General features: G+C 64.6%; 23 protein-coding genes and 1 pseudogene. 14 read left to right on the top strand and 10 right to left on the bottom strand.

Going from position 1 to position 20,655, the window contains the following annotated elements:
* The first annotated feature begins 82 nt into the window (after positions 1-82).
* A complete protein-coding gene (locus IVA79_RS06260; protein WP_247551033.1) occupies positions 83-826 on the top strand; it encodes a hypothetical protein in 744 nt (247 codons plus the stop codon).
* Positions 827-880: 54 nt separating this feature from the next.
* On the opposite strand, the gene IVA79_RS06255 is transcribed toward IVA79_RS06260, so the two are convergent.
* Positions 881-1,195 (bottom strand): histone, encoded by a 315-nt coding sequence (locus tag IVA79_RS06255; protein WP_247551031.1) that lies wholly within the window; start codon positions 1,193-1,195, stop codon positions 881-883.
* A gap of 346 nt (positions 1,196-1,541) precedes the next feature.
* Here IVA79_RS06255 and IVA79_RS06250 point away from each other — a divergent pair, with 346 nt between their 5' ends.
* The gene (locus tag IVA79_RS06250) at positions 1,542-3,272 is read left to right on the top strand and encodes a Cache 3/Cache 2 fusion domain-containing protein (RefSeq protein WP_247551029.1); all 1,731 of its coding nucleotides are present in this window, start codon (positions 1,542-1,544) and stop codon (positions 3,270-3,272) included.
* Positions 3,273-3,329: 57 nt separating this feature from the next.
* On the opposite strand, the gene IVA79_RS06245 is transcribed toward IVA79_RS06250, so the two are convergent.
* On the bottom strand, positions 3,330-3,989 hold the full coding sequence (locus IVA79_RS06245) for a peroxiredoxin (RefSeq protein WP_247551027.1): 660 nt from the start codon (positions 3,987-3,989) through the stop codon (positions 3,330-3,332).
* 393 nt (positions 3,990-4,382) lie between these two features.
* Here IVA79_RS06245 and IVA79_RS06240 point away from each other — a divergent pair, with 393 nt between their 5' ends.
* On the top strand, positions 4,383-4,955 hold the full coding sequence (locus IVA79_RS06240) for a hypothetical protein (RefSeq protein ID WP_247551025.1): 573 nt from the start codon (positions 4,383-4,385) through the stop codon (positions 4,953-4,955).
* Positions 4,956-4,995: 40 nt separating this feature from the next.
* Here IVA79_RS06240 and IVA79_RS06235 read toward each other — a convergent pair whose 3' ends face one another.
* From IVA79_RS06235 to IVA79_RS06215, 5 genes are all read right to left on the bottom strand, one after another.
* A complete protein-coding gene (locus IVA79_RS06235) occupies positions 4,996-6,897 on the bottom strand; it encodes an alkaline phosphatase family protein (RefSeq protein WP_247551023.1) in 1,902 nt (633 codons plus the stop codon).
* 851 nt (positions 6,898-7,748) lie between these two features.
* Positions 7,749-8,066: a LuxR C-terminal-related transcriptional regulator gene (locus tag IVA79_RS06230; RefSeq protein ID WP_247551021.1), complete on the bottom strand. Its 318-nt coding sequence runs from the start codon at positions 8,064-8,066 to the stop codon at positions 7,749-7,751.
* A 51-nt stretch (positions 8,067-8,117) separates the two neighbouring features.
* Positions 8,118-9,341, bottom strand: a complete 1,224-nt coding sequence (locus IVA79_RS06225) for an ABC transporter permease (protein WP_247551019.1) — start codon at positions 9,339-9,341, stop codon at positions 8,118-8,120.
* The gene (locus IVA79_RS06220; protein WP_247551017.1) at positions 9,338-10,063 is read right to left on the bottom strand and encodes an ABC transporter ATP-binding protein; all 726 of its coding nucleotides are present in this window, start codon (positions 10,061-10,063) and stop codon (positions 9,338-9,340) included. The genes IVA79_RS06225 and IVA79_RS06220 overlap by 4 nt, the downstream gene beginning before the upstream one ends.
* Positions 10,060-11,490: an efflux RND transporter periplasmic adaptor subunit gene (locus IVA79_RS06215; RefSeq protein WP_346658148.1), complete on the bottom strand. Its 1,431-nt coding sequence runs from the start codon at positions 11,488-11,490 to the stop codon at positions 10,060-10,062. The genes IVA79_RS06220 and IVA79_RS06215 overlap by 4 nt, the downstream gene beginning before the upstream one ends.
* Before the next feature lie 611 nt (positions 11,491-12,101).
* Here IVA79_RS06215 and IVA79_RS06210 point away from each other — a divergent pair.
* From IVA79_RS06210 to IVA79_RS06180, 7 genes are all read left to right on the top strand, one after another.
* On the top strand, positions 12,102-12,749 hold the full coding sequence (locus IVA79_RS06210; protein ID WP_247551012.1) for a response regulator: 648 nt from the start codon (positions 12,102-12,104) through the stop codon (positions 12,747-12,749).
* 179 nt (positions 12,750-12,928) lie between these two features.
* The gene (locus IVA79_RS06205) at positions 12,929-13,330 is read left to right on the top strand and encodes a curlin subunit CsgB (RefSeq protein WP_247551010.1); all 402 of its coding nucleotides are present in this window, start codon (positions 12,929-12,931) and stop codon (positions 13,328-13,330) included.
* Positions 13,331-13,451: 121 nt separating this feature from the next.
* Positions 13,452-13,844, top strand: a complete 393-nt coding sequence (locus IVA79_RS06200; protein WP_247551008.1) for a curlin — start codon at positions 13,452-13,454, stop codon at positions 13,842-13,844.
* Between the two features lie 26 nt (positions 13,845-13,870).
* A complete protein-coding gene (locus tag IVA79_RS06195; RefSeq protein ID WP_247551006.1) occupies positions 13,871-14,281 on the top strand; it encodes a curlin in 411 nt (136 codons plus the stop codon).
* Between the two features lie 90 nt (positions 14,282-14,371).
* Positions 14,372-14,800: a curlin repeat-containing protein gene (locus IVA79_RS06190; RefSeq protein WP_276577457.1), complete on the top strand. Its 429-nt coding sequence runs from the start codon at positions 14,372-14,374 to the stop codon at positions 14,798-14,800.
* 12 nt (positions 14,801-14,812) lie between these two features.
* A complete protein-coding gene (locus tag IVA79_RS06185; protein WP_247551002.1) occupies positions 14,813-15,106 on the top strand; it encodes a hypothetical protein in 294 nt (97 codons plus the stop codon).
* 313 nt (positions 15,107-15,419) lie between these two features.
* Entirely contained in the window at positions 15,420-15,860 is a 441-nt protein-coding gene (locus tag IVA79_RS06180) for a hypothetical protein (RefSeq protein WP_247551000.1), read from the top strand.
* Between the two features lie 8 nt (positions 15,861-15,868).
* Here the strand turns inward: IVA79_RS06180 and IVA79_RS06175 are convergent, their stop codons facing one another.
* Positions 15,869-16,711, bottom strand: a complete 843-nt coding sequence (locus IVA79_RS06175; protein WP_247550998.1) for a GNAT family N-acetyltransferase — start codon at positions 16,709-16,711, stop codon at positions 15,869-15,871.
* Between the two features lie 116 nt (positions 16,712-16,827).
* Between IVA79_RS06175 and IVA79_RS06170 the strand changes: the two genes are divergently transcribed.
* The gene (locus IVA79_RS06170; RefSeq protein ID WP_247550996.1) at positions 16,828-17,532 is read left to right on the top strand and encodes an SDR family oxidoreductase; all 705 of its coding nucleotides are present in this window, start codon (positions 16,828-16,830) and stop codon (positions 17,530-17,532) included.
* A gap of 9 nt (positions 17,533-17,541) precedes the next feature.
* On the opposite strand, the gene IVA79_RS06165 is transcribed toward IVA79_RS06170, so the two are convergent.
* Complete coding sequence (locus tag IVA79_RS06165) at positions 17,542-18,594, bottom strand: serine hydrolase (protein ID WP_247551437.1); 1,053 nt, start codon at positions 18,592-18,594, stop codon at positions 17,542-17,544.
* 281 nt (positions 18,595-18,875) lie between these two features.
* Here IVA79_RS06165 and IVA79_RS06160 point away from each other — a divergent pair, with 281 nt between their 5' ends.
* The 3 genes from IVA79_RS06160 to IVA79_RS06150 all read left to right on the top strand — a co-directional run bounded on the left by IVA79_RS06160 (position 18,876) and on the right by IVA79_RS06150 (position 20,160).
* Positions 18,876-19,262 carry a metalloregulator ArsR/SmtB family transcription factor gene (locus IVA79_RS06160; protein ID WP_247550994.1) on the top strand — a complete coding sequence of 129 codons (387 nt, stop codon included), beginning with the start codon at positions 18,876-18,878 and terminating at the stop codon, positions 19,260-19,262.
* Positions 19,263-19,264: 2 nt separating this feature from the next.
* Positions 19,265-19,756 (top strand): SRPBCC family protein, encoded by a 492-nt coding sequence (locus tag IVA79_RS06155; RefSeq protein ID WP_247550992.1) that lies wholly within the window; start codon positions 19,265-19,267, stop codon positions 19,754-19,756.
* A gap of 137 nt (positions 19,757-19,893) precedes the next feature.
* Positions 19,894-20,160 carry a hypothetical protein gene (locus IVA79_RS06150; RefSeq protein ID WP_247550989.1) on the top strand — a complete coding sequence of 89 codons (267 nt, stop codon included), beginning with the start codon at positions 19,894-19,896 and terminating at the stop codon, positions 20,158-20,160.
* A 27-nt stretch (positions 20,161-20,187) separates the two neighbouring features.
* On the opposite strand, the pseudogene IVA79_RS06145 reads toward IVA79_RS06150, so the two are convergent.
* A pseudogene (locus tag IVA79_RS06145) lies at positions 20,188-20,646 on the bottom strand (tripartite tricarboxylate transporter substrate-binding protein); the annotation flags it as partial.
* Positions 20,647-20,655: the final 9 nt, after the last annotated feature.

Raw genomic sequence — 20,655 nt, 5'->3', positions numbered from 1 at the left:
GCGTCGGAATACATCCCTGGCGTGCGCGATACGTCGTGCTAGATTGAATACATTTCAGATTCACATTCCCACGGTGATTTCCATGAAGAAGGCGAGGCGCGCGCTGCTTGGCAGGTCGTTGAAGCCGGTCCGGATTGCCTGCATCAACTACGCGGAGGAGATGATCAGCGACCGGATGATGGCGAGGCTCACGGCCGCGCTTCAGAAATGCTACGACGAGCACTTCCTGCCCGTGTGGGGCTACCCCGTCGATCTCGACGTAACCCGCAAGCCGAAGCCGACGGATTGGCAGCTGGTCTATTTCGACGATGCCACCCACAAGAATTTCCTCGGACGGCACGAGCTGACCCATCGGGGACAGCCGATCTCGAAGATCTTCGTCAAGGCGCTGGGTGACGAGCCGGTCAGCGTGGCGGCCTCGCACGAGCTGTTCGAGATGGTGCTCGATCCCATGGCCAATCTGTGGGCCGACAAGACCCGGCACACCCAATATGCCTACGAGGTCTGCGACGCCGTGGAGGAGGAGGCTTTTCTCGTCAACGGTTTTCCGATGTCGAACTTCGTCTATCCGTCCTGGTTCGAGCCGTTCGGGCATCCGCGCGGCACCAAATTCGACCATATGGGATCGCTGAAGGAGCCGTTCTCGATGACCGAGGGCGGCTACGTCATCAAGAAGGTCAATGGCAGGCGGGTGATCAAGCAGTTCGGCTCGCCGGAAAAGCGGCGGCGCTTCAACGCCGAGGACCGCCGCGGCCATCGCAGCGAATTCCGCGATCCGCAGGGAGAGCATCACCCGGGTCGGCGCGCAGCCAAGCGGCGAGGGTAGGGTGTCGCCGCCTCCGGGTGCGTCCGCACCCGGAGACGTCTCCAGGCGTTAGGCTCAGCGTTTGGCCTTTTTGGCCTTCTTCGACTTGGTGGCTTTCTTGGCGGCCTTCTTCGCGGACTTCTTCGTGGCTTTTTTCGCGGCTTTCTTTGAAGACTTCTTCGCCGCTTTCTTCGTGGTCTTCTTCGCAGCCTGCTTCGTAGCCTTCTTGGCTTTCTTCTTGGCAGCCTTCTTCGGGGCTACTTTCTTCGCGACCTTCTTGGCGGCTTTCTTCACCTGCTTGACCGCAGTGACTGCGGCGTCCTTGGTCGCTTCCACGGCGTTGGTGATGGTATCCATCGCCTGCTCGGTGATCGGCTTGTCGTCGTCCATATCGTCCCCCATTGTTTGAACGAAATGACAACGATAGCGGGTTTCGAAATTGTGTCAAAGCAGTGCTCAACCTTGGCGCAGCTTTGCGTAAGCGGCGAGCGTGCGCTCGCGCCCCTGGCGTGATCGACGATCGGCCGCGGATGGGACTTGCCGGGCGTGAGGCCCGCGCTCGCAAGCCGGTGCCGAAAGTTCTGAGCCAGGCTTCGATGGCAGCGCGCTCGGGGGTGGCCGGGGCGTCCTCGTTTACCAATTGTAAAGCATGCCGGGTGCGACGGTGGGAACCGCCGTTAATGCGGCCGTAAGCCGATTGCACCAATATGCAGGGATTACGGGGGTTATTCCATCCATGTCCAAGATCCTAACGGCGAAGTTCCTGCCGCAGTTCAAGCTCGGCACCAAGGCGGTCCTTTGCGCCGTGTTGCTGATCGCCGTGAACACGGCGCTCGTAGTCGGCGCCGGCTATTGGTCGCTGACGTCGGCCTTCAATGACCGCGCATTGCGCGACATCGAGGTCAGTCTGCGCACGCTGGCGCTGGCCTTTACCGAGACCGTTCCGGAGGCCAAGGTCACGATGCGGGACGGCGCGGTGGTGCGCGCCGAGATCCCCAAGATGCCTGATTTCAAGGATCACGCCATCGTCGATCGTGCGGTGTCCTATGTCGGCGGCAATGCGACCCTGTTCGTGTTCGACGATGCGAGCGGGCAGTTCGTGCGCCGCTCGACCAACGTGAAGAAGGAGAATGGCGACCGCGCCGTCGGCACCCAGCTTGCCGCCGACCATCCGGGGCAGGCGCCGCTGCGCCGGGGCGAGGCCTATAAGGGCCCGGCCACGCTGTTCGGCAAGTCGTTCATGACCGCCTATTTCCCGATCGCGAACGGGGCCGGCAAGGTCGTCGGCATTCTCTATGTCGGCATTCCCATGGTCCAGTACGAGAGCATGCTGGCCCACGCCATCGAGAGCATGGCAGTGGCCGCCGGGCTCGCCGCGCTTGTGGTGCTGGTCCTGACCCTGCTGGTCGTCCGCCGCGTCACCCGGCCGCTCACCTCGGTGACGCGCTCGCTCACCGCGCTTGCCAACGGCCAGAGCGACGTCGCGATCGAATGCGAGGATCGCGCCGACGAGATCGGCGAGATCGCCCGCACGGTCGCGGTGTTCAAGAGCAATTCGCTGGAGCGGGCGCGCATGCGCAGCGAGCAGGCGGCAGCCACAGCCGCGGCGGCCGAGCAGCGCAAATCCGACCTGCGCAACTTCGTCGAGGAATTCCGCGGCAGCGTCGGCGGCGTCCTCGACAAGGTGCTGACGTCGTCGGGCGAGTTCGAGCGCGTGGCGCGGCAACTCACCGACGTCGCACGCTCCACCGCCGATCTGTCGGCTCAGTCCGCCGGCGCCTCCGAAAATGCCTCCGAGCACGTCCGTTCGGCGGCATCGGCCTCCGACGAGCTGTCTCAATCGATCTCCGAGATCACCCGGCGCGTGCAGGAATCGAACGAGATTTCCGCCGAGGCGGTGCAGCAGGCCGAGGCGACCGACCAGCGCATCGCGCAGCTTTCCGAGGCGGGCGCGCGCATTGGCGACGTCGTCAAGCTGATCACCTCGATTGCCGAGCAGACCAACCTGCTCGCGCTGAACGCCACCATCGAGGCCGCGCGCGCGGGCGATGCCGGGCGCGGTTTCGCGGTGGTGGCCCAGGAGGTCAAGACGCTGGCCGGCCAGACCGCGAAGGCGACCGACGAGATCTCGAACCAGATCGAGAGCATGCAGCTCGCGACCGAGGAATCGGTCGCCGCCATCAAGGCGATCAGCCAGACCATCGAGCGCATCAGCGGCATCGCGGGCTCGATCTCGACTGCGGTCGAGCAGCAGAAGAGCGCGACCCACAACATCGTGGCCAGCGTCCGCGCCGCGGTGTCGGGCACGGCCGATGTCGCCGTCAACGTCCGTCACGCCGCCAAGGGCGCGAGCGAGACCGGCGAGACCTCGAGCCGGATGTTCGTCTCCGCCCAGGCGCTGTCGGGCGAGAGCCTGCATCTGAAGGCCGAGGTCGACAGGTTCCTCGACCGCGTGCACGCGGCCTGATCCAACGTCGTCATCCCCGGGGTCGATGCTGACGCATCGCCCCGGGATGACGGAGAGTTACTTCGGCTGCGGCACGATGCGGATGTAGGGCTTCGGCTCCTTCCAGCCCTGCGGGTAGATCGTCTTGGCCTCGTCATTGGAGACCGAGCCCGCGATGATGACGTCCTCGCCCTGCGACCAATCGGCCGGGGTGGCGACGCGATGCTTGGCGGTGAGCTGGAGCGAGTCGATGACGCGCAGGATCTCCTGGAAGTTCCGCCCCGTCGTCATCGGGTAGACCAGCACCAGCTTGATCTTCTTGTCGGGCCCGATGATGAAGACGTTGCGGACGGTCTGGTTGTCGGCCGGCGTGCGGGTGAGGGGATCGCCCGAGGTCGCGGCCGGCAGCATCTCGTAGAGCTTCGAGACGTTGTAATCGGTGTCGCCGATCATCGGATAGTTGGGAGCTGCGCCTTGCGTCTCCTTGATGTCCTCCGACCATTTCGAGTGGCGGTCGACCGGATCGACCGAGAGGCCCATCAGCTTGACGCCGCGCTTGTCGAATTCCGGCTTCAGCTTGGCGAGCGCGCCGAGCTCGGTCGTGCAGACCGGCGTGAAGTCCTTGGGATGCGAGAACAGCAGCGCCCAGCTGTTGCCGATCCAGTCGTGGAACTTGATCTTCCCTTCGGTGGTCTCGGCTTCGAAGTCGGGTGCGGTGGTGCCGATCGGAAGTGTCATGGTTCTACCTCATCGCATTGAATTTACTGACAAATTCAGTTCTGGCCGTCGTCCTCAGTATAGAGACCTTACAAGACCAAGTGAACGCCCACTGAACCGGTTCAAGTAAAATGTGAATTCCTTCCTTGAAGGCCTGATTTCCTAGCAACTTATTGTTACAGCGGCACCTGCGGCGAAACAGCTCCACCCGGGGTCACACGGTCTCGCTCGCCCCGATTAAGCCTTTTATGACTTTCATCACGCTCGCCCGGCGCTCGCCAGAACCAAGAGGGTCCTGACAGCGACCAATTGGCAACCATCTCGAAAAGTCGCAATCGCCGTATCGAATCGTTAACCACCCCTTTACGCCGGCATGAAAATGCTGGTCGATCAGAAGAAGTCTGGAAGTGAACTATGTCTGCCGCAGCGCCTAAATCTGTTGAGTCGCCGTCCCTCGAACCGTCCTGCCGCGATACCGCGGCCCATGCGCTCTCCATCGTGCGCGACGGCGTGATCACCGGCGAAGGCCCGACCACCAAGGGCCGAGTCCATTTCTCCCGCTCGCTCGATGCCGATGACACCGCTTGGTGCACGCGCATCCTGACCGCAACCGCCGTCAACGACCAGCCGGTCAGCCGCACTGAGGCTGAAGTGCTGTTCGAGATCAACGAGGCCGCGACCGAGCGCACCGATGGCGGCCGCTTCGACGATTTGCTTGCCAAGGCCGTTGCCCATTATGCCGCCAGCGCCTCCGGCCTGAAGGTGCCGCCGCGCTGCGTTGCGCTGTCGGCCGACACCGAGATCGAGAGCTGGGCGCCGTCCTACGCCTCCAGGGTCAACGGCGAGATGCTGGAGTGGATCGCCGGCCAGATGCGCGGCAAGCGCCACAACAACCGTCGCCTGATGGCGATGGTGGCGACCTTCCTCGGCGCCACCGCGCTGCCTCTGGCGGGCCAACTGCCGAACGTGTTCGACATCGGAATGTAACATCTTCGCCTCGTGGTGAGAACGAGCTGCAGCGGCGGGGTTATTTCCCCGCCGTTTTTTGTTTGCCGGTCTGCATCCCCAGATGATCCACCTCGAGCCCGAGCGTGCGGCCCGGGAAGCCGGCGGCGTCGAAATAGCGCTGGCCGCCGACGCGCTGGAAGTTCAGCACGGTCGTCAGGCCGCCCTCGGCAGGCTTGGACTTCATCGTGCCGGCATAGGCCTTCGGCACCGCGCCGTTGGGCAGCGCCTCCGTCATCACCCGGCCGACCAGGTCTCCTTTCTGCGTCGCGCGCAGGCCCATGAGCTGGGCGGCCGTCATGCCGACATCGGCATTGCTGACCGGCAGCTCGTCGACGAAGCCGGCTTTGAAGTCCGGCCCGATCGCCGCCATGAAGTTCATGGTATCGCCGCGGCTGAAGCTGCCATGCATGCCCTGGCCCTGGCGCAGCACGGTGTCGGCGACTTGCACCGAGCAGTTGGTCGGCGCCTCGCCGCAATCGCTGGCATAGGAGCGGAAGTTGACGACGATCGACGGCGTCGGCGTTGCCGACTGGCCGCGCAGATTGATGCTCGACAGCGGCAGCGTGCCGGGGAAGCGGCCGAGCGAGTCCTCGACGAACAGGCCGGAGACGTAATCCTGCTCGAGCAGCGCCTTGATGGTTTTCGCCGCCAACTTCTTGTCCTTGGTCGGCAGATAGACGAGGTCGGAGCCGCCATTGGTGGCAACGACGAGATCGGGCTTGGTGGGGTCCTTGCCGAGCACGCCGTTACCGGCCTTGGGATGCTTATTGCCCTCGATCTTCGCGTTCTTGTCGTTGGGGTCGAACAGCGGCAGGTCGAGCGCCTTGGCGAGATCGAGCGCCAGGAATCCCATCGGCAGGAAATCCTTCGGCGTGTCGTCATAGCTGACCTTGGCCGAGGGGCTGGTCTTGCTCTCCTTGGAGATGGTGGAAAAGCCGTGGTCGGCCGAGATGATGATGTTGGTCGAGGCGGCGAGCCCGAGCTCGTCGAGCGCCTTGCGGAGCTGGGCGAGGTTGGTGTCGGCATTCTTGATGCCAGCCATCGAGGTCGGGCCGTTGATGCCGGGTTTGATCTGGTTGAGACTGTCGCCGGTGTTGTGCTGGCTGCCATCGGGATCGCGCGACCAGAACACCAGCACGAACGGCTTGTTGCGTGCCTTGAACATCGGCAGCACCACCTTGGTGGCGACGTCGGCGAAATAGGCTTGCTGCGCGACGTTGGCAGACGTCGTGCCGGGCGTCTTGGCATCGCCCGCCTTGGAATTGTCGCCGCGCGGCGGCGTCGTGGTGGGAAGGCCCGCCTTGGTCAGCGCGTCCTTCACCTCGTCCGACAGCGCCACGCCGTTCTTGCCGCCGGTGGCGTCGTCGAACACGATCGAATGCAAACCGGCCTTTTCCGGCTTGTCGGTGTGGTCGAACTGGTAGGTCGGACCATGCTTGCCCAGCGCGGCGGTGCTGAACCCCTTGTCGCGGGCCAATTTCAGGACGGTGTCCTCATTGAGGTAGTTACCCTTGAAGTGCTCGTCGATGTCGCCGAGCACGGCGTCGTTCTCGATGAAGGGGACCACCATGTCGCCGGCGGGCGCGGAGATGTAATTGGTCCAGATCGTGTTGGAGAACACGCCGGTGTCGCCGAGATAATGGCCGGTCGACATCGCCGAGCCATTGGCCATGGTGAAGGTCGGGAACAGCGAATGCGGATTCTTGAAATTGACGCCCTTGTCGCGGACCTCGGCCATCGCCGGCGCCGTCTCCGGTGTGACCTTCAGCGCGCGAAGACCGTCAGGAATGAACAGGATCAGATTGCGGGGCGTGTTGTTCTGGGCGGACGCAGGTCCGTTGACAAGTCCGGTGGACAGCACCGTCAGTCCGGCGGACAGCACCGTCAGTCCGGCGGACAGCAACAGCAGTGAACGGCGCATCAAATCTCTCCGTGCGGTGAGGCGGCATGGCCGCCGACCGCGGCCTCGGGTTCGTTTAGTTTCGCTGGATGACAGTTTCGTTACAAGAGCGGTGAGCCATGCAAAGAAGGGCAGGGAGGTGAACTCGTGTCCCGGACGCGCTGCAGTGCCCACCAATTCAATCGCGACAGGCAAAGATGGTGGGCACGCTTCCGCTTTGCCCACCCTACGATGCCCGAGCTTGTGATACGCAGCTGAAATCGCAGGCACACCTTCGCATCCTCGCGGCTCATTTCGCCCGAGCTTTGCTTCATCTCTTCACCCTCGATTGAAAGAGGGCGCAGGGAAGACCGGGTGCCGGCCGGGCACCCACGGTCCACTGTGCGAAAGGTGGCAACAAGAAGCTGCACAGCGGCATACAGGTGAAGCCCAACAACCGGCCTTCCCTGCGCAGTGGTTTGACGGCTTATGTCGTGCTCTCCCCGGGGAGCGTTGCACTATTGCCCCCGTCGCCTTGCGGATGAATGATGCGTGGGCCCGGTTGAGCCACACTCATCGCCGCAAGCCTTGACGCACAGACCCCGGGCGCCAGGACCACACGATTTTGCCGTACGCTGATCACACCGGTCGTATGCGCGACGCGTTTCGCTCACGGTTGCCCGCCCTGCAAAACCCATCGCGCCGATGTGACCTGCGTCCACCGCCCCCCGGCCCGCGTTCGTGACGATCGCGATACGCCCCTCAGGGCCGGGTTGCCGCGACACATACGCCCTTTCCGAATTTCGGTAAAGTGGAATATTTTCGCCGCCGCTGATTGACCGACCCATGGCGTGTTTTGCCCGTCGGGCAACGCAAGGGATTGTGTCCGCCGTTCAATCCGGCGCGGTCTGCACCGGTGGACCTTGAGCAGGCGCCTGCGCGGGCTTCGGTGCCGCCGGACGGCGGTCGGTCCTGGCAAGATCGCGGCGCAGCGAATTTGGCGCCGCGTGCAGGGCGAACGTGATCGCGATCTGCGTTCGGTTCGAAAGCCGGTATTTGCGCATGATGTTGCCGATATGCGCCCGCACCGTGTTCTCCGAGATCTTGAGCTCGTAGGCGATGTTCTTGTTCTGCAGCCCGCGCGCGATCAGCATCATCAGCTCACGCTCGCGCGGTGTCGGTGCAATCGAATCCTTCGGATCCGGGCTCATGATGGGCTCCTCCCTGGTCTTCGGGCTGACTTGGCCGCCTCGAACATCTTCTCACTCCGTCTTGAGCGCCTCGATCGGGCTGAGCTTGGATGCCTTGTGAGCGGGATAGAAACCGAAGATGAGGCCGGTGGCGATCGAGAAGGCGAGGGCGAGGCCGATCGCCTGACCGTCGATCGAGGTGACCCATCCGGCCATACGGGCGACCGTCATCGAGAGCGTGACGCCGCCGGCGACGCCGATGGCGCCGCCGAGCAGGCAGAGCACGAGGGCCTCGCAGAGAAACTGAAGGCGGATATCGCGCATCCGCCCGCCGAGCGCCCGGCGAATTCCGATCTCGCGCGTGCGCTCGGTGACCGAGACGATCATCACATTCATGATGCTGATGCCGCCGACCAGCAGCGAGACCGAGGCGATGGCGACGAGCAGCAGCGCGACGGTGCGGATCGCGCCCTGCTGCGCTTCCATCGCGGCGGCCGGATCCTGGACCTTGAAGTCGTCCTCCTGGCCGGCGGGGATGCGGTGGCGCTGCCGCAGTAGGTTCTCGATCTCCGATCGCGCCCCCGCCATCTGTCCGTCGCCCGCCACCTTGGCGATGATATAGGCAACCGAATCCCGGTTGATGTTGCTGGCGCTGCCGAGAAAGCGCAGCTTGGCGGTGGCGAGCGGCACGAAGGCGACGTCGTCCTGCGCGGGTCCCTTGCGATCGAGCACGCCGACCACTTCGAGCGGCACCTTCATGATCCGGATCTGTGCGCCGATCGGATCGTCGCCGGGCGCGAACAGCTCGCGCGCGACCGTGCTGCCGAGGATCACGACCTTGCCGGCGCCGGCCTCCTCGGAGCCGGAGAAATAGCGCCCGCTCGCAAGCTGCCAGTCGCGCACCATGAAATGCCCCGTCGTCGTGCCGTTGATCGTCGTATTCCAGTTCTTGCCCTCGTGGATCACCTGCGCCGTTCCGGCGATCGAGCCGGCCGCCGCCTGGATCTCCGGAATCTGCTCGAGGATGGCCTGCACGTCACTCTCGGTCATCGTCAGCTTGCTGCCGTCCTTGAGACGCACGCCGCCCTGATAGACCGCGCCGGGGGTGATCATCAGCACGTTGGCGCCGATCGAGCGGATCTGCTCCTGCAGCCGAAGCTGCGCGCCGGCTCCGATCGCAAACACGGTGACGATGGAGGCGACGCCGATCACGATGCCCAGCATGGTGAGGAAGCTGCGCAGCGGATTGAGGCGCAAGGCGTGCAGCGCGATCTGGAAGCCCTGGAGCATCGTCATGACACGGCGCTCCGTTTCGGCAGGATCGGAACCAGAGTCTCGTCGCTGACGAGCTCGCCGTCATGCAGGCGGATGGTGCGGCGGCACTGCGTCGCGATGCCGGGATCATGCGTGATCATCACGATGGTCTGGCCGGTCCGGTTCAGCGCGGCGAACAGGGCCAGGATCTCGGCGCCGGTGCGGCTGTCGAGCGCGCCGGTCGGCTCGTCCGCGAGCACGATCAGCGGAGAGGCGATCAGTGCGCGCGCGATCGCGACGCGCTGCTGCTCGCCGCCGGAGAGCTGCCGCGGGAAGTGATGGGCCCGGTGCAGCATGCCGACGGACAGAAGGCTCGCTTCGGCGCGCGCCAGACGTTCCTTGCGAGCGATGCCGCAATAGACAAGTGGCAGCGCCACGTTCTCGATCGCGTTGTGGCGGGCGAGCAGATTGTAGGACTGGAACACGAAGCCGATGCTGCGGGCACGCAAGGACGACCGGCGATCTTCCGACAGGCCGGCGACGTCGGCGCCCTGGAGGTAGACGGCGCCCTCGTTCGGCAGGTCGAGCAGCCCGATCATGTTCATCAATGTCGATTTGCCGGAGCCGGACGGTCCCATCACGGCGACGATCTCGCCTTGCGCGATCTCGAAACTGACGTTGCGCACCGCAGTCACCGCGATCCCGTCGGTGCGATAGGTCCTGGTGACCGATTGCAGGCTGATGAGGGGCGGGGAGGCGGTCATGATCCGAACCTGATTCCGAGAAATTCAAAGCCGGCCGGACGGATCGCCTGGCCGACGGCGACCTGGCTGCCCTCGTCGAGATCTCCGCTCTTGAGTGCGACTTGCTCGATGCCGGCTGCGCCGACCGTCACGGCAATGCGCTGGAGCGCGCCGCTCGCGGTGCGCACCCACACCCCGCTGTGCGCGCTGCCTGAGACCGGACGCGTGCCGGAGGGCTGGAAGCGCAGTGCGGCGAGCGGCACCTTCAGGACGTCGTCCTGGCGCTCGATCACGATCTTGACCAGGGCGGTCATGCCCGGCAGCAGCGCACCGTCCAGGTTGGAGGTCGCCAGCACCACGGTGTAGGTGACGACGTGCTGCTGGTTCTGCGGCGCCTTGCGCACCTGCCGCACCACCGCCTGGAAGCGGCGGTCCGGGTAGGCATCCACGGTGAAATGCGCGCGCTGGTTCGGCGCGATGCGGCCGATATCGGCTTCGTCGACCTGCGCATGGATCTCCATGTCCTCGAGGCGATGCGCCACCACGAAGGTGGTGCGCGATTCCAAGCCCACCGCGAGCGTCTGGCCCTCGTTGACGAACCTGCCGACGACCACGCCATCGATCGGAGAGCGGATCACGGTGCGGTCGAGATCGGCCTGCGCCGCGGCGAGAACGGCCGCCTTCTCCGGCACGGCCATGCGTGCCTGCTGCAGCTCTGCCTCGATCCGGCGGACGTCGGCCTGCGCGCCCTCCACCGAATAGGAGTTGAGGGACATCAGGACCTCGGCTTCGCGCTCCTGGGCGAGGCGTGCGGTGAACTCCGTCTGCGCGTCGTCGACCGCCGTCGTCGCCACGACGTTCTGCGACTGCAGCGCCAGCTTCCGTTGCAGGGTCTTCTGCGCCGAAGACTTGACCGCCTGCGCGCTTTCGAGCTTGGCAACGAGCACGTCCCGGCTGCCCCTGGCATTTTGCAGGTCGATCCTGGCGCGATCGAGCTTCGCCCTGGCGATGTCAACCAGGGAGTTGGCGACGGCCAGCGAAGCCCTGGCTTCGTCAACCTTGGCGGCGAAGCTGCGCGGATCAATCAAGGCGAGCGGCTGATCCCGCGTGACCGTGTCGTTGAAATCGACATAGACCCGGGCGAGCTGCCCGGACAATTGGGAGCCGACCTCGATCGTCTTGACCGGCTGCAGGGCACCAGTGACGGTGACGGTCTGCTCGATGCTGCCACGCTGGATCGAGGCATAGCGGAACATCGGCGCATCCGACCCGAAGGTCGGGGCGTCTCGCCCAGTGGGCACGAGCAGGCGCCTGGTCGACTCCAGGGCGTGCGACGCCCTGTCCGCAGCGCTCCCGGCCGCGCCGGCGATGATTGCGGGTCCCGCGGTGTAGATTGCGGCGATGCTGCATGCAGTTCCGAGCAAGGCAATAAAAGGTACAAATCGCATATCAAAAACCCGCCTCTTTGAAATGGCTTCGCTGGCGGCACGGAAAAAGATCACGCTATGGTTGTAAATCCCCCAAAGCGATATCGATCGTCAATGTGTCGCCGCTGCCGGGGCGACGGTCGGGTGCGCCTCATCATCCAGTAGTAAAGCCGGTGACGTGCTACTTTTCGTGATTTGCTCGAAATGCATACCAAGCGTATCGATATGACGCGCGCGGTATCGAACTCGACTAGCTGACTGAACGTCCCGTCTGCTCTGGCGAAGCGGACGGTGCGCGGCGTTCAGATCGGCACATGAGTGGCGATGCATGACGCAGCTGGCGATACCGCTTTCAAGATACCGGACTGCACGACACCGGATTGCCACATTCTCGCGATCGCGCGCTGCCGCGATGCGGACGGCGGCGCGCGCAATTCCTTCCAATCACGAAGCCCGATATGTGAACGCCTTCACTCGTCACGAGCACGTGTTAGCCCTAAGACGTCGAACCGGTGGACCGAAGCGCTTCGCCCGATCCCCGCGAATTCATCCAAGCACATTGTTTTCGCTTGCAGGAAGAATGGATGGCTCTTTGCTTTCTCATCGAGCCCCAAGCCGGGGAGTCCGTTGCCATGAGTTCAGGTCAAGCCATAGTTTATATCGTTGACGACGAGATTCAGATTCGAACTGCGATCGGAAGTCTCTGCGAGGAGACCGGACACCAGGTGAAGCTGTTCGCCTCGACGGAAGAATTCCTCGCGCAGAATATTTCGCCCGGGCCGTCGTGCCTCGTGCTCGATGTCCGCTTTCCCGGCACGTCGCCGACCGGCCTCGAGCTTCAGCGCCGGCTCGCCGAGACCGGCGTGCCGATTCCGATCGTCTTCATCAGCGGCCATTCCGACGTTCGCGTCTCGGTCGAAGCCATGAAGCGCGGCGCGGTCGAGTTTCTGCCAAAACCCTTTCGCGAGCAGGAGATCCTCGATGCCATCAGGCATGGCATCGAGCGCGATCGCAGGCGCCTTGAACGCGAAGATACCGTGCGTGAAGCCCGCCAGCGCGTCGAGACGCTGACGGCGCGAGAGCGCGAGATCATGCTGCTGATGGCCGAAGGGCTCGTCGCCAAGCAGATCGCGGCGCGGCTCGGCGTGAGCGAGGTGACGGCGAAGGTCCATCGCGCCAGGATGATGCGAAAGCTGGAGCTGCGTACACCAATCGAAGTGGTGCGGCTGATCGACAGCATGGGGCGCGAGGCGGAGACGACGCGCGCCGGCATGGGCTAGAAGCAGCTCTTGCGCTTCCACGTGCCGACATTTCGCGCAGGCGTCTAGTCCGTACCGATTAGCATGAACTGCAGTCTGTCGCGCAGGCCACGATCGGTTCACAGTATCCCTACGATGTCGGCCTCTTCCAAGACGGCATCAGAACCCAGTCAGACAACTTGGCCAGAAAGGGATACTCCATGCGTAAATTGTTTTTTGCTTCCGTCGCATTGTTCGCCCTGTCCTCCGCCGCGCAAGCCGCCAACACCGCGACCACGGTGCAGGTCGGCATCGTGAACGGCTCGAGCGTTTCGCAGCAGGGCCTCACCAACGACACTTCCTCGACCAGCCAGCTCGGCATCGTGAACAGTGCGACAACGATGCAGGGCACCAGCTCGGCCTCGCTCAACAACGGCAGCACGGTGAACCAGATCGGCGTGCAGAACTCGGCGACCACCGGCCAGGTGGCGTTCGGCAACAACGGCAGCTCGATCACCCAGGACTCGTTCGGGCCTGCCGCGCTGCAGAACAACGCCGCCGGCGTCGGCCAGCTCAGCGTGTTCGGCACCAACGGCAGCACCGTCACGCAGACGGCGCACTGAACCACGCAACCGTTTGGCCGGACGCATCCAGTTGCGGTGCGTCCGGACCATTCTCGAATGCACCGCAATCCGGCCGGCCGATCAATTGCGATAGCCCGCCTATTCTCGCGGAGGAAATGACATGCGGATCACCTATTTCATTGCAACGGTTGCAGCGTTCGGCGCGCTGGCGGCCGCCGATGCACAGGCCGGCAACAGCGCCAGCGTGCTGCAATTCGGAACGACCAACACGTCGTTCATTTCGCAAAGCGGCGGCACCAGCAACAACGCCACCACGATGCAGTTCGGCGCCACCAATAGCGCGACCACCCTGCAGACGGGCTCGCTCCTGACCGTCAACAATTCGGTGATCGGGCAGGGCGGCACGACGGCGACGGCGACCAACACCGCGCTGGCCGGCCAGGTCGGCGGCTTCAATTCGAGCCTGATCGGGCAGATCGGCGCCAACAACGCGGCCGGCGTCGGACAGCTCGGAATCCTGAACGGCTCGACGATCATCCAGCAGGCTCCGTGAGCGGATCTGAAGTGGCGAGGCATGTCATGAAACATCATTTGGGATGCGCGGGCGCCGTCGTGCTCGCTCTGTGCTCGGTGGGCGCCGGACCGGCCGGCGCCCAGACCGCCGACATCAAGACCATCGTCTCGGTCGGCGGGCCGCCGGTCGTGCTCAATCAGAACAGTCAGCTCAACATGGCGGGCGTGTTCCTGATCGGCGGCAGCACCAGTGCGACCGTGACGCAGAACGGCACCAACAATGCCACGGGCGTTCTGCAATTCGGCGGGACGAATTCCGCATCGATCGGGCAGGCCGGAACGAACAATCTGGCCTTCGTCGGTCAGACCGGCCAGTCGGCGACCAGCCTGATATCCCAGCTCGGCACGATGAATGCGGGCACCGTGGCGCAATTCGGCACGATCAACGCGTCGACGATCGTCCAGACCGGCCCGTAACAGGCGGGCGAGCTCGCCGGTATCGACAACGAACGGGGAAGCGCGATGCGATGCGGCGGACAGATCTTGCGGCGTGTCTCGATTCACGCAATGGCCGGGGCGGTGTTGGTCGCCGCCATCGACGCGGCCACGCAGGCGAGCGCCGGGTCGGTCCAGCGCAGCGTGACGAAAGGGAATGTGAGTGTCGAAACGGTCGTGCAGTTCGGTAACGACGTCCAGCCCGTCACGATCGAGGAGAACAGCCGCATCAATATCGCGCGGGTGATCCAGATCGGCGGCACCGGGACGGCGGACGCGACCATCATCCAGAACGGCACGCGCAATTATGCCAATGTGTTCCAGGTGGGCGGCACCACCAATGCGATCATCGGTCAATCCGGTGTGAGCAACACCGCCGACATCACCCAGATCGGCAATTCCACCAACGCGCTCCTGCTCCAGATCGGAGACATGAATACGGGAGCCGTGAGGCAGTTCGGGCGTTTCAACTGGCTGGCGATCTTTCAGTTCAGCCGATGATGGAGGTGTGACATGAGGTTGCTCCTGCTCGCATCCGGAATAGGACTCATGAGCGTGGTTGCGGCGGCGCCGGCCGGAGCCGGCGACGGTCACACCACGATGGTCCAGGACGAGAACGGCACGTCGGTGATCACGCAGAGCGGCGATCCGGCGCAGGCCGAGGTCAAGATCGAAAAGGAACCCGGGCGCACGACGGTCTATCGCCGCAGCGGCGGCAACACTGCGATCGTGACGCAAGGCACCGGACAAGGCACCGGCAACTCGCAGGACATGCTCGACTGGCTGCGCAAGCAGCAGGGCCGTTGACGCGCGAAGGCCCATCGTCCGCTTTCGCACGATGGGTCTCACGCCGAGCGGCCTCACCAGCGATAGATGCCGGTCAGCGTTCCGTTGTTGTTGCCCTCGGGGGCCGACATCGCCCTGCGTCGAGCTCGGGGTGGTGCGTTTTCGGAACGAAATGCCCATCAGCCGGGAATTCCGGGCGTCTTGCCGCAGCTATCCCCGCCCTTAATCCCGTGTCTTAACCAATAATTAATTATACGTTTGCGGGTGGGCGACGGCCCGGCCTAGCGTAGCTGCGGGGAGCCGCTATCGCCTGCCAAACGAGTTGGTGCGTATCATGACCTATAGAATGCACGGGGCCTTGCTCGCCTCACTCAGCGCGGCCGCGCTGCTCCTTACCCCCGGTGACAGTTTTGCCAGAGCCGGCGGCGCTGCGCCGCATGGGGTGACGGCTGGCCCGTCCGGCGCAATGGCGCGTGCCCCGATCGGCGCCAGGTTCCATCGGCGCAGCAATCCCTGGGTCTATTGGCCCGGCGGTGGCGGGTTCTTCTACGACGGCGCCGGCTACAGCCAGCCCTTCGTCGACACGAACCAGCCGGTCTCCACCGACGTGCGCTACACCTACACGTATGACGTTCCCTGGGACTGGACGCATCGCTTCCCGCCGAACGTCGTGCCGTCCGACCGGCCCTATGTGCCGAGCTGCCCGACCGAGCGGGTGACGGTTCCCGGCCGCGGCGGCAGCGAGCACACCGTCAACATCATGCGCTGCTACTGATTTGGGTTCTAACCCAGCTCGAAGCTGGTCACCCCGAAGACGCGGTCGATGCGCAGCGGCGCGATCGGCCCCGTGTACATCCGCGCGGTCTCGAACACCGGCTTGAGTCCAAGCGCCTCCGCGAGCGCGATGGCCTCGCGATTGACGGCGGGGACATCGAGAAAGACTTCGCTGATATCAGCGCCCGCCAGCAGGGCCTGGACGATCGTCTCGGCCGCCGCGCGGTCGTCGGCGACGAGCGGGCCGATCTTGTGGCCGGTCCGGCACGGCCGGATCACGCCCCATGCTTTGAGCTTGCCGTCGCGCATGAGCGCGCGGCCGACATGGCCTGACGTGTTGATCCAGGCGCGCAGGAAGGCGCTGCGCCGGGCCGGGAAGACAGTGGCGTCGTCGGCCTCCAGATCTGCGAACGGGATCGTGTCGAGCGCAACGACACCGGCGGGCGGCTTCAACGGTGCGGCGACGATGCCACCATAGCGGATATTGGCGTAGGCGAGCTGGAAGCCGGATTTTCTGTAATTGTCCTGCTGCGCCACGACGCCGTCGAGCCCGATCACGCGCGCGCCCGCATGCGCGATCGCCGCGTTCCAGATGCGCAGCCCGTGGCCAGAGCCGCGCAAGTCCGCGCGCACGATATAGAAGCCGAGGAAGGCGAAGCGGTGGTCGTAATTGACGCATGAGATTGTCGCGACCGGCTCGCCATCGATCTCGCCGACGAAGAAGCCCTGCGCGTCGGGAAGCGCGAAACAGGCCGCATCGGAAAGGCCCGGATTCCACCCCTCGGCCGCGGCCCAGTCGACCGCGAGGGAGATCTCCTCGGGACGTAAATTGCGGATCTGTACGTCACTCATCTCGCATTGCTCATGACAGACATCCTTCCACCATGGACCTGCCGACAGGTCTGGCTGTAGAAGGCCTCATGATAGGCCGAGCCTGTGGCTCGCCTCAACTCAAGGAATGATCGGTCATGGCAGCAGAGAAGGTTGCGCTCGTTACCGCCGGCGGCAGCGGCATGGGGGCAGGGGCTGCGCGGCGGCTGGCGGCGGACGGGTTTCGCGTCGCGATCCTGTCGTCGTCCGGCAAGGGCGAGGTGCTGGCCGCCGAGCTCGGCGGGCTCGGCGTCACCGGCTCGAACAGGGAGAACGACGATCTGAAACGTCTCGTCGACGGCACCATGGCGAAGTGGGGACGGATCGACGTGCTCGTCAACAGCGCCGGACACGGGCCGCGCGCGCCCATCACCGAGATCACCGACGAGCAATGGCACACCGGCCTCGACACGTATCTCCTGAACGTGATCCGTCCGACGCGGCTGGTGACGCCAATCATGCAGGCGCAAAAGGGTGGCGCCATCATCAACATCTCGACGGCCTGGGCGTTCGAGCCCAGCGCGATGTTCCCGACCTCGGCGGTGTTCCGCGCTGGTCTCGCCGCCTTCACAAAAATCTTCACCGACACCCATGCGGCCGACAACATCCGCATGAACAACGTTTTGCCGGGCTGGATCGACAGCCTGCCGCAGCTTGATGCGCGCCGCGACAGCGTGCCGATGAAGCGCTACGGCAAGGTCGAGGAGATCGCGGCGACGATCTCGTTCCTGGCCTCCGAGGGCGCGGCCTACATCACCGGCCAGAACATCCGCGTCGACGGCGGGCTGATGCGCTCGGTCTGAGGCCGCGTCTCAAGAGGCGACGAGCCGCGCCAGCTTCGGCAGGATCTTGTAGCGGGCGATCTCATGCGGATACTCGCCGCGATTGGCGAGCAGGACGATGGCGATCCGCCGCGCCGGCACCAGCCCGATATAGCCCGAGGCGTTGTTGAGGCCGCCCGGCTTGTCGACGATCGTGGCGTCCTGGAGATGCACGGTCTCCCAGGCCATGGCCTGTCCGAATTTTTCGTCGACGCGGACGGCCTCACGCTGAGTCATCCGCAGTGCCTCGCGCAAATGCGGATCGATCGCACGGCCGTCGACGCAGGCCGCAGCAAAAGCGGCAAGGTCGCGGGCAGAGGAGAACATCTGGCCCGTGCCGGGAAAGTCGAAATAGCTCTGCTGACTGCCGATCGGGCCGATCGCCATGCCCTGGTCGGAATAGCCCTGGACCACGCGCTGCATCCAGGCCTCGTCCATGACGGCGCGATGGTCTGCGCCGCGCTCGGGGATGAAGGTGGCTTCCATGGCGAGGGGACGGAGAATGCGATTCTGGATCAGCGCGTGGATCGGCTTGCCGGTGCAGCGCTCGAGCACGAGCTGAAGCAGCACGTAGCCGGCATGGGTGTAGACGCGCTGCCGGCCGGGCGCGACGTCGGGCGCCGGCGCGAACGCGTTCAGCATGGCGATGAACTGCTCGCGCGTGTACTGCTCGTTCGGCCAGGGCGGATGGTCGGTCGGCAGCAGCAGCCCAGAGGTGTGCGTGGCCAGATGGCCAACGGTCACGTTGCGGATATAGTTGCCGTCGAGCTCGGGCAAATATTTCGGCAGGCGGTCGTCGAGCCGCAGCTCGCCGCGCAGCGCGCCGAGCGCGACAAGAGCCGCCTCGAACGGTTTTCGCAAAGACGCAAGGTTGAACAGCGTGTCCGGCGTCACCGGCCGCTTGGTGGCGTCGTCGGCAAATCCATAGGTGAAGAACTCGACATGGCGCCCGGCATAGAGGGCGGCGGCGAGGCCGCCCGCATGGTCCGGCGTCACGGTCGGCGCCAGCTCACTCGCGACGATATCGCGCATCTGCGCGATCATGTCGGAATCCGCCGCGGCGCTGCGCGGCCAGGCGAGGGCGAGTGGAACGAGCGCTGCCCCGGCGAGCGCCCGCCGGGTGAGGTGCGATGAAGTGACAATGGCTGGCACGGCTCTGACGCAAGTATGATGCGCCCCCGCGGCCTTCTTAGCGTGAAGAGGCGGGGGTCCCAATTCACGATTGCGCGTTGTGGGTTCCGCCTTGTGGGGCTCGCGACAAAATAACTTAGCCTTTCAGCTAACAATCATTGACGCCGGATCGTGGCGGTTCTATAGTTAGCTACATGGCTAACCAATTGTCCCAGCTCGACCAGGTCTTCTCCGCGCTCGCCGATCCGACGCGGCGGGCGATCGTGATGCGGCTCTGCGCAGGGGAGGCATCGGTCGGCGAGCTCGCCGATCCCTTCGACATGGCGCTGCCGAGCTTCATCAAGCACATCCGCGTGCTGGAGACGAGCGGACTGGTTCTGTCGGAGAAATCCGGCCGCGTGCGCACCTGCCGCCTCAGCCCGGATGCGCTGCTCGGTGCGGAAGACTGGTTCCAGCGGCAGCGCGCGATCTGGGAGGCGCGGCTCGACCGGTTCGAAGCCTATGTGATGAAGCTCAAGAAAGAGAAGGAGAGGGCGGCCGCCAAGCGGCCGTCCCGCGCAACCAAGAAGAAAGGTTCCTGACGATGACGAACTCTGCCAATCCCGCTCTGTCGCAATGGTCGCTCGACCGCGAGATCGTGATGTCGCGCGTGATCGACGCGCCGCGCGATCTGGTGTTCGAGGCCTGGTCCGACCCCAAACATCTGCCGCAATGGTTCGGGCCGAAGGAGTTCAAGGTCGAGACCTTCGAGATCGACGTGCGGGTCGGCGGCGTCTGGCGCTTCAACATGATCGGCCCCGACGGCACGGTCTATCCAAACCGCATGCGCTTCCGCCGCATCGAGCGGCCGTCCCTGATGGAGATGGACCACGGCGTCGACCAGGACGAGGATCTCGGCATGTTCCGCTTCACGGTCACCTTTGCCGAGCAGAGCAACGGCAAGACCGTGCTGATGATGCGCCAGCTGGCCTCGAGCTCCGAGCAGCGCGACGGCATGATCGGTTTCGGCGCAGTCGAATACGGCTACCAGACGCTGGACAAGCTTGCGGCCTATGTGGCCGGTATGAAGCGCTGAGGACAATGCGGTCCCGGCTGAGGGCAAGCCGGGACCGTTCCCGCGCGCACCGTCGAAAAGTTCGGTTGCCGAAGCGCGATCGACGGCGCAACTAACGCCGTGGTAGGAACCATCGCCGCGCTCCGGCTTTGGCAGTGATGACGCATATTATCTTCAGCGACTGTCGCAATCCCGCCGCGGAGCAGGCTTACGAGATCGCCTGGGACTTTCTCGCGCGCAGCGGCACCATCCGCGACGAATTCCAAGCCTGCGTGTTCCTGGCGCAGCGTATCACCGTGATGGTCGAGGAGGGAGAGACGAACCGGATCCGCATGGCCAACCGCGCGATCTCCCAATATCAGCACCATGTCGACGAGAGCGACGACGTGATCCGCAGCGGCGGCCGTCGTGCGGAAGGACGTTGAGCGCCGCATCCGAATGAGCCGCTAAAGCGCCTTGCCATAGGCGATCAGCTCGGGAAGCGTCTTGAACGGCGCGTCGGCGCTGATGATGAGAAACAGCGGCGCGATCACTGCCATCGCCACCGGCTGCAGATCCTTGCGATCATAGGTCAGCTTGCCGAACAGCGCCTCGGCGGTGGCGTAGGGGGCCGCGACGTAGAGAATGGTGTAGCCGTCGCCCGGCGCATGCGCGACCATGTCGTTGGCGATGCGGATGCCGGCACCCGGCTTGTTCTCGACGATGAACTGCTGCTGCAGGCTGCGGCCGAACTCCTCGGCCAGCAGGCGCAGCGAGATGTCGTTGGAGCCGCCGGGCCCGTAAGGCGAGATCAGCCGCACCATCCGCGAGGGCCAGGCATCCTCGGCCCGTGCCGTCAGGCCCGAGGTAGCGGCGAGGCCGCAAGCGATGGTGCCCAGCAGGGTTCGTCGTGTGACGTCGAGCGATGCCACGATCTTGTT

Source organism: Bradyrhizobium sp. 138 (assembly GCF_023074075.1).
Classification (GTDB): domain Bacteria; phylum Pseudomonadota; class Alphaproteobacteria; order Rhizobiales; family Xanthobacteraceae; genus Bradyrhizobium.
The sequence above is the reverse complement of the archived record's forward strand: the minus strand, read 5'-3'. Positions and strand labels throughout refer to the sequence as shown.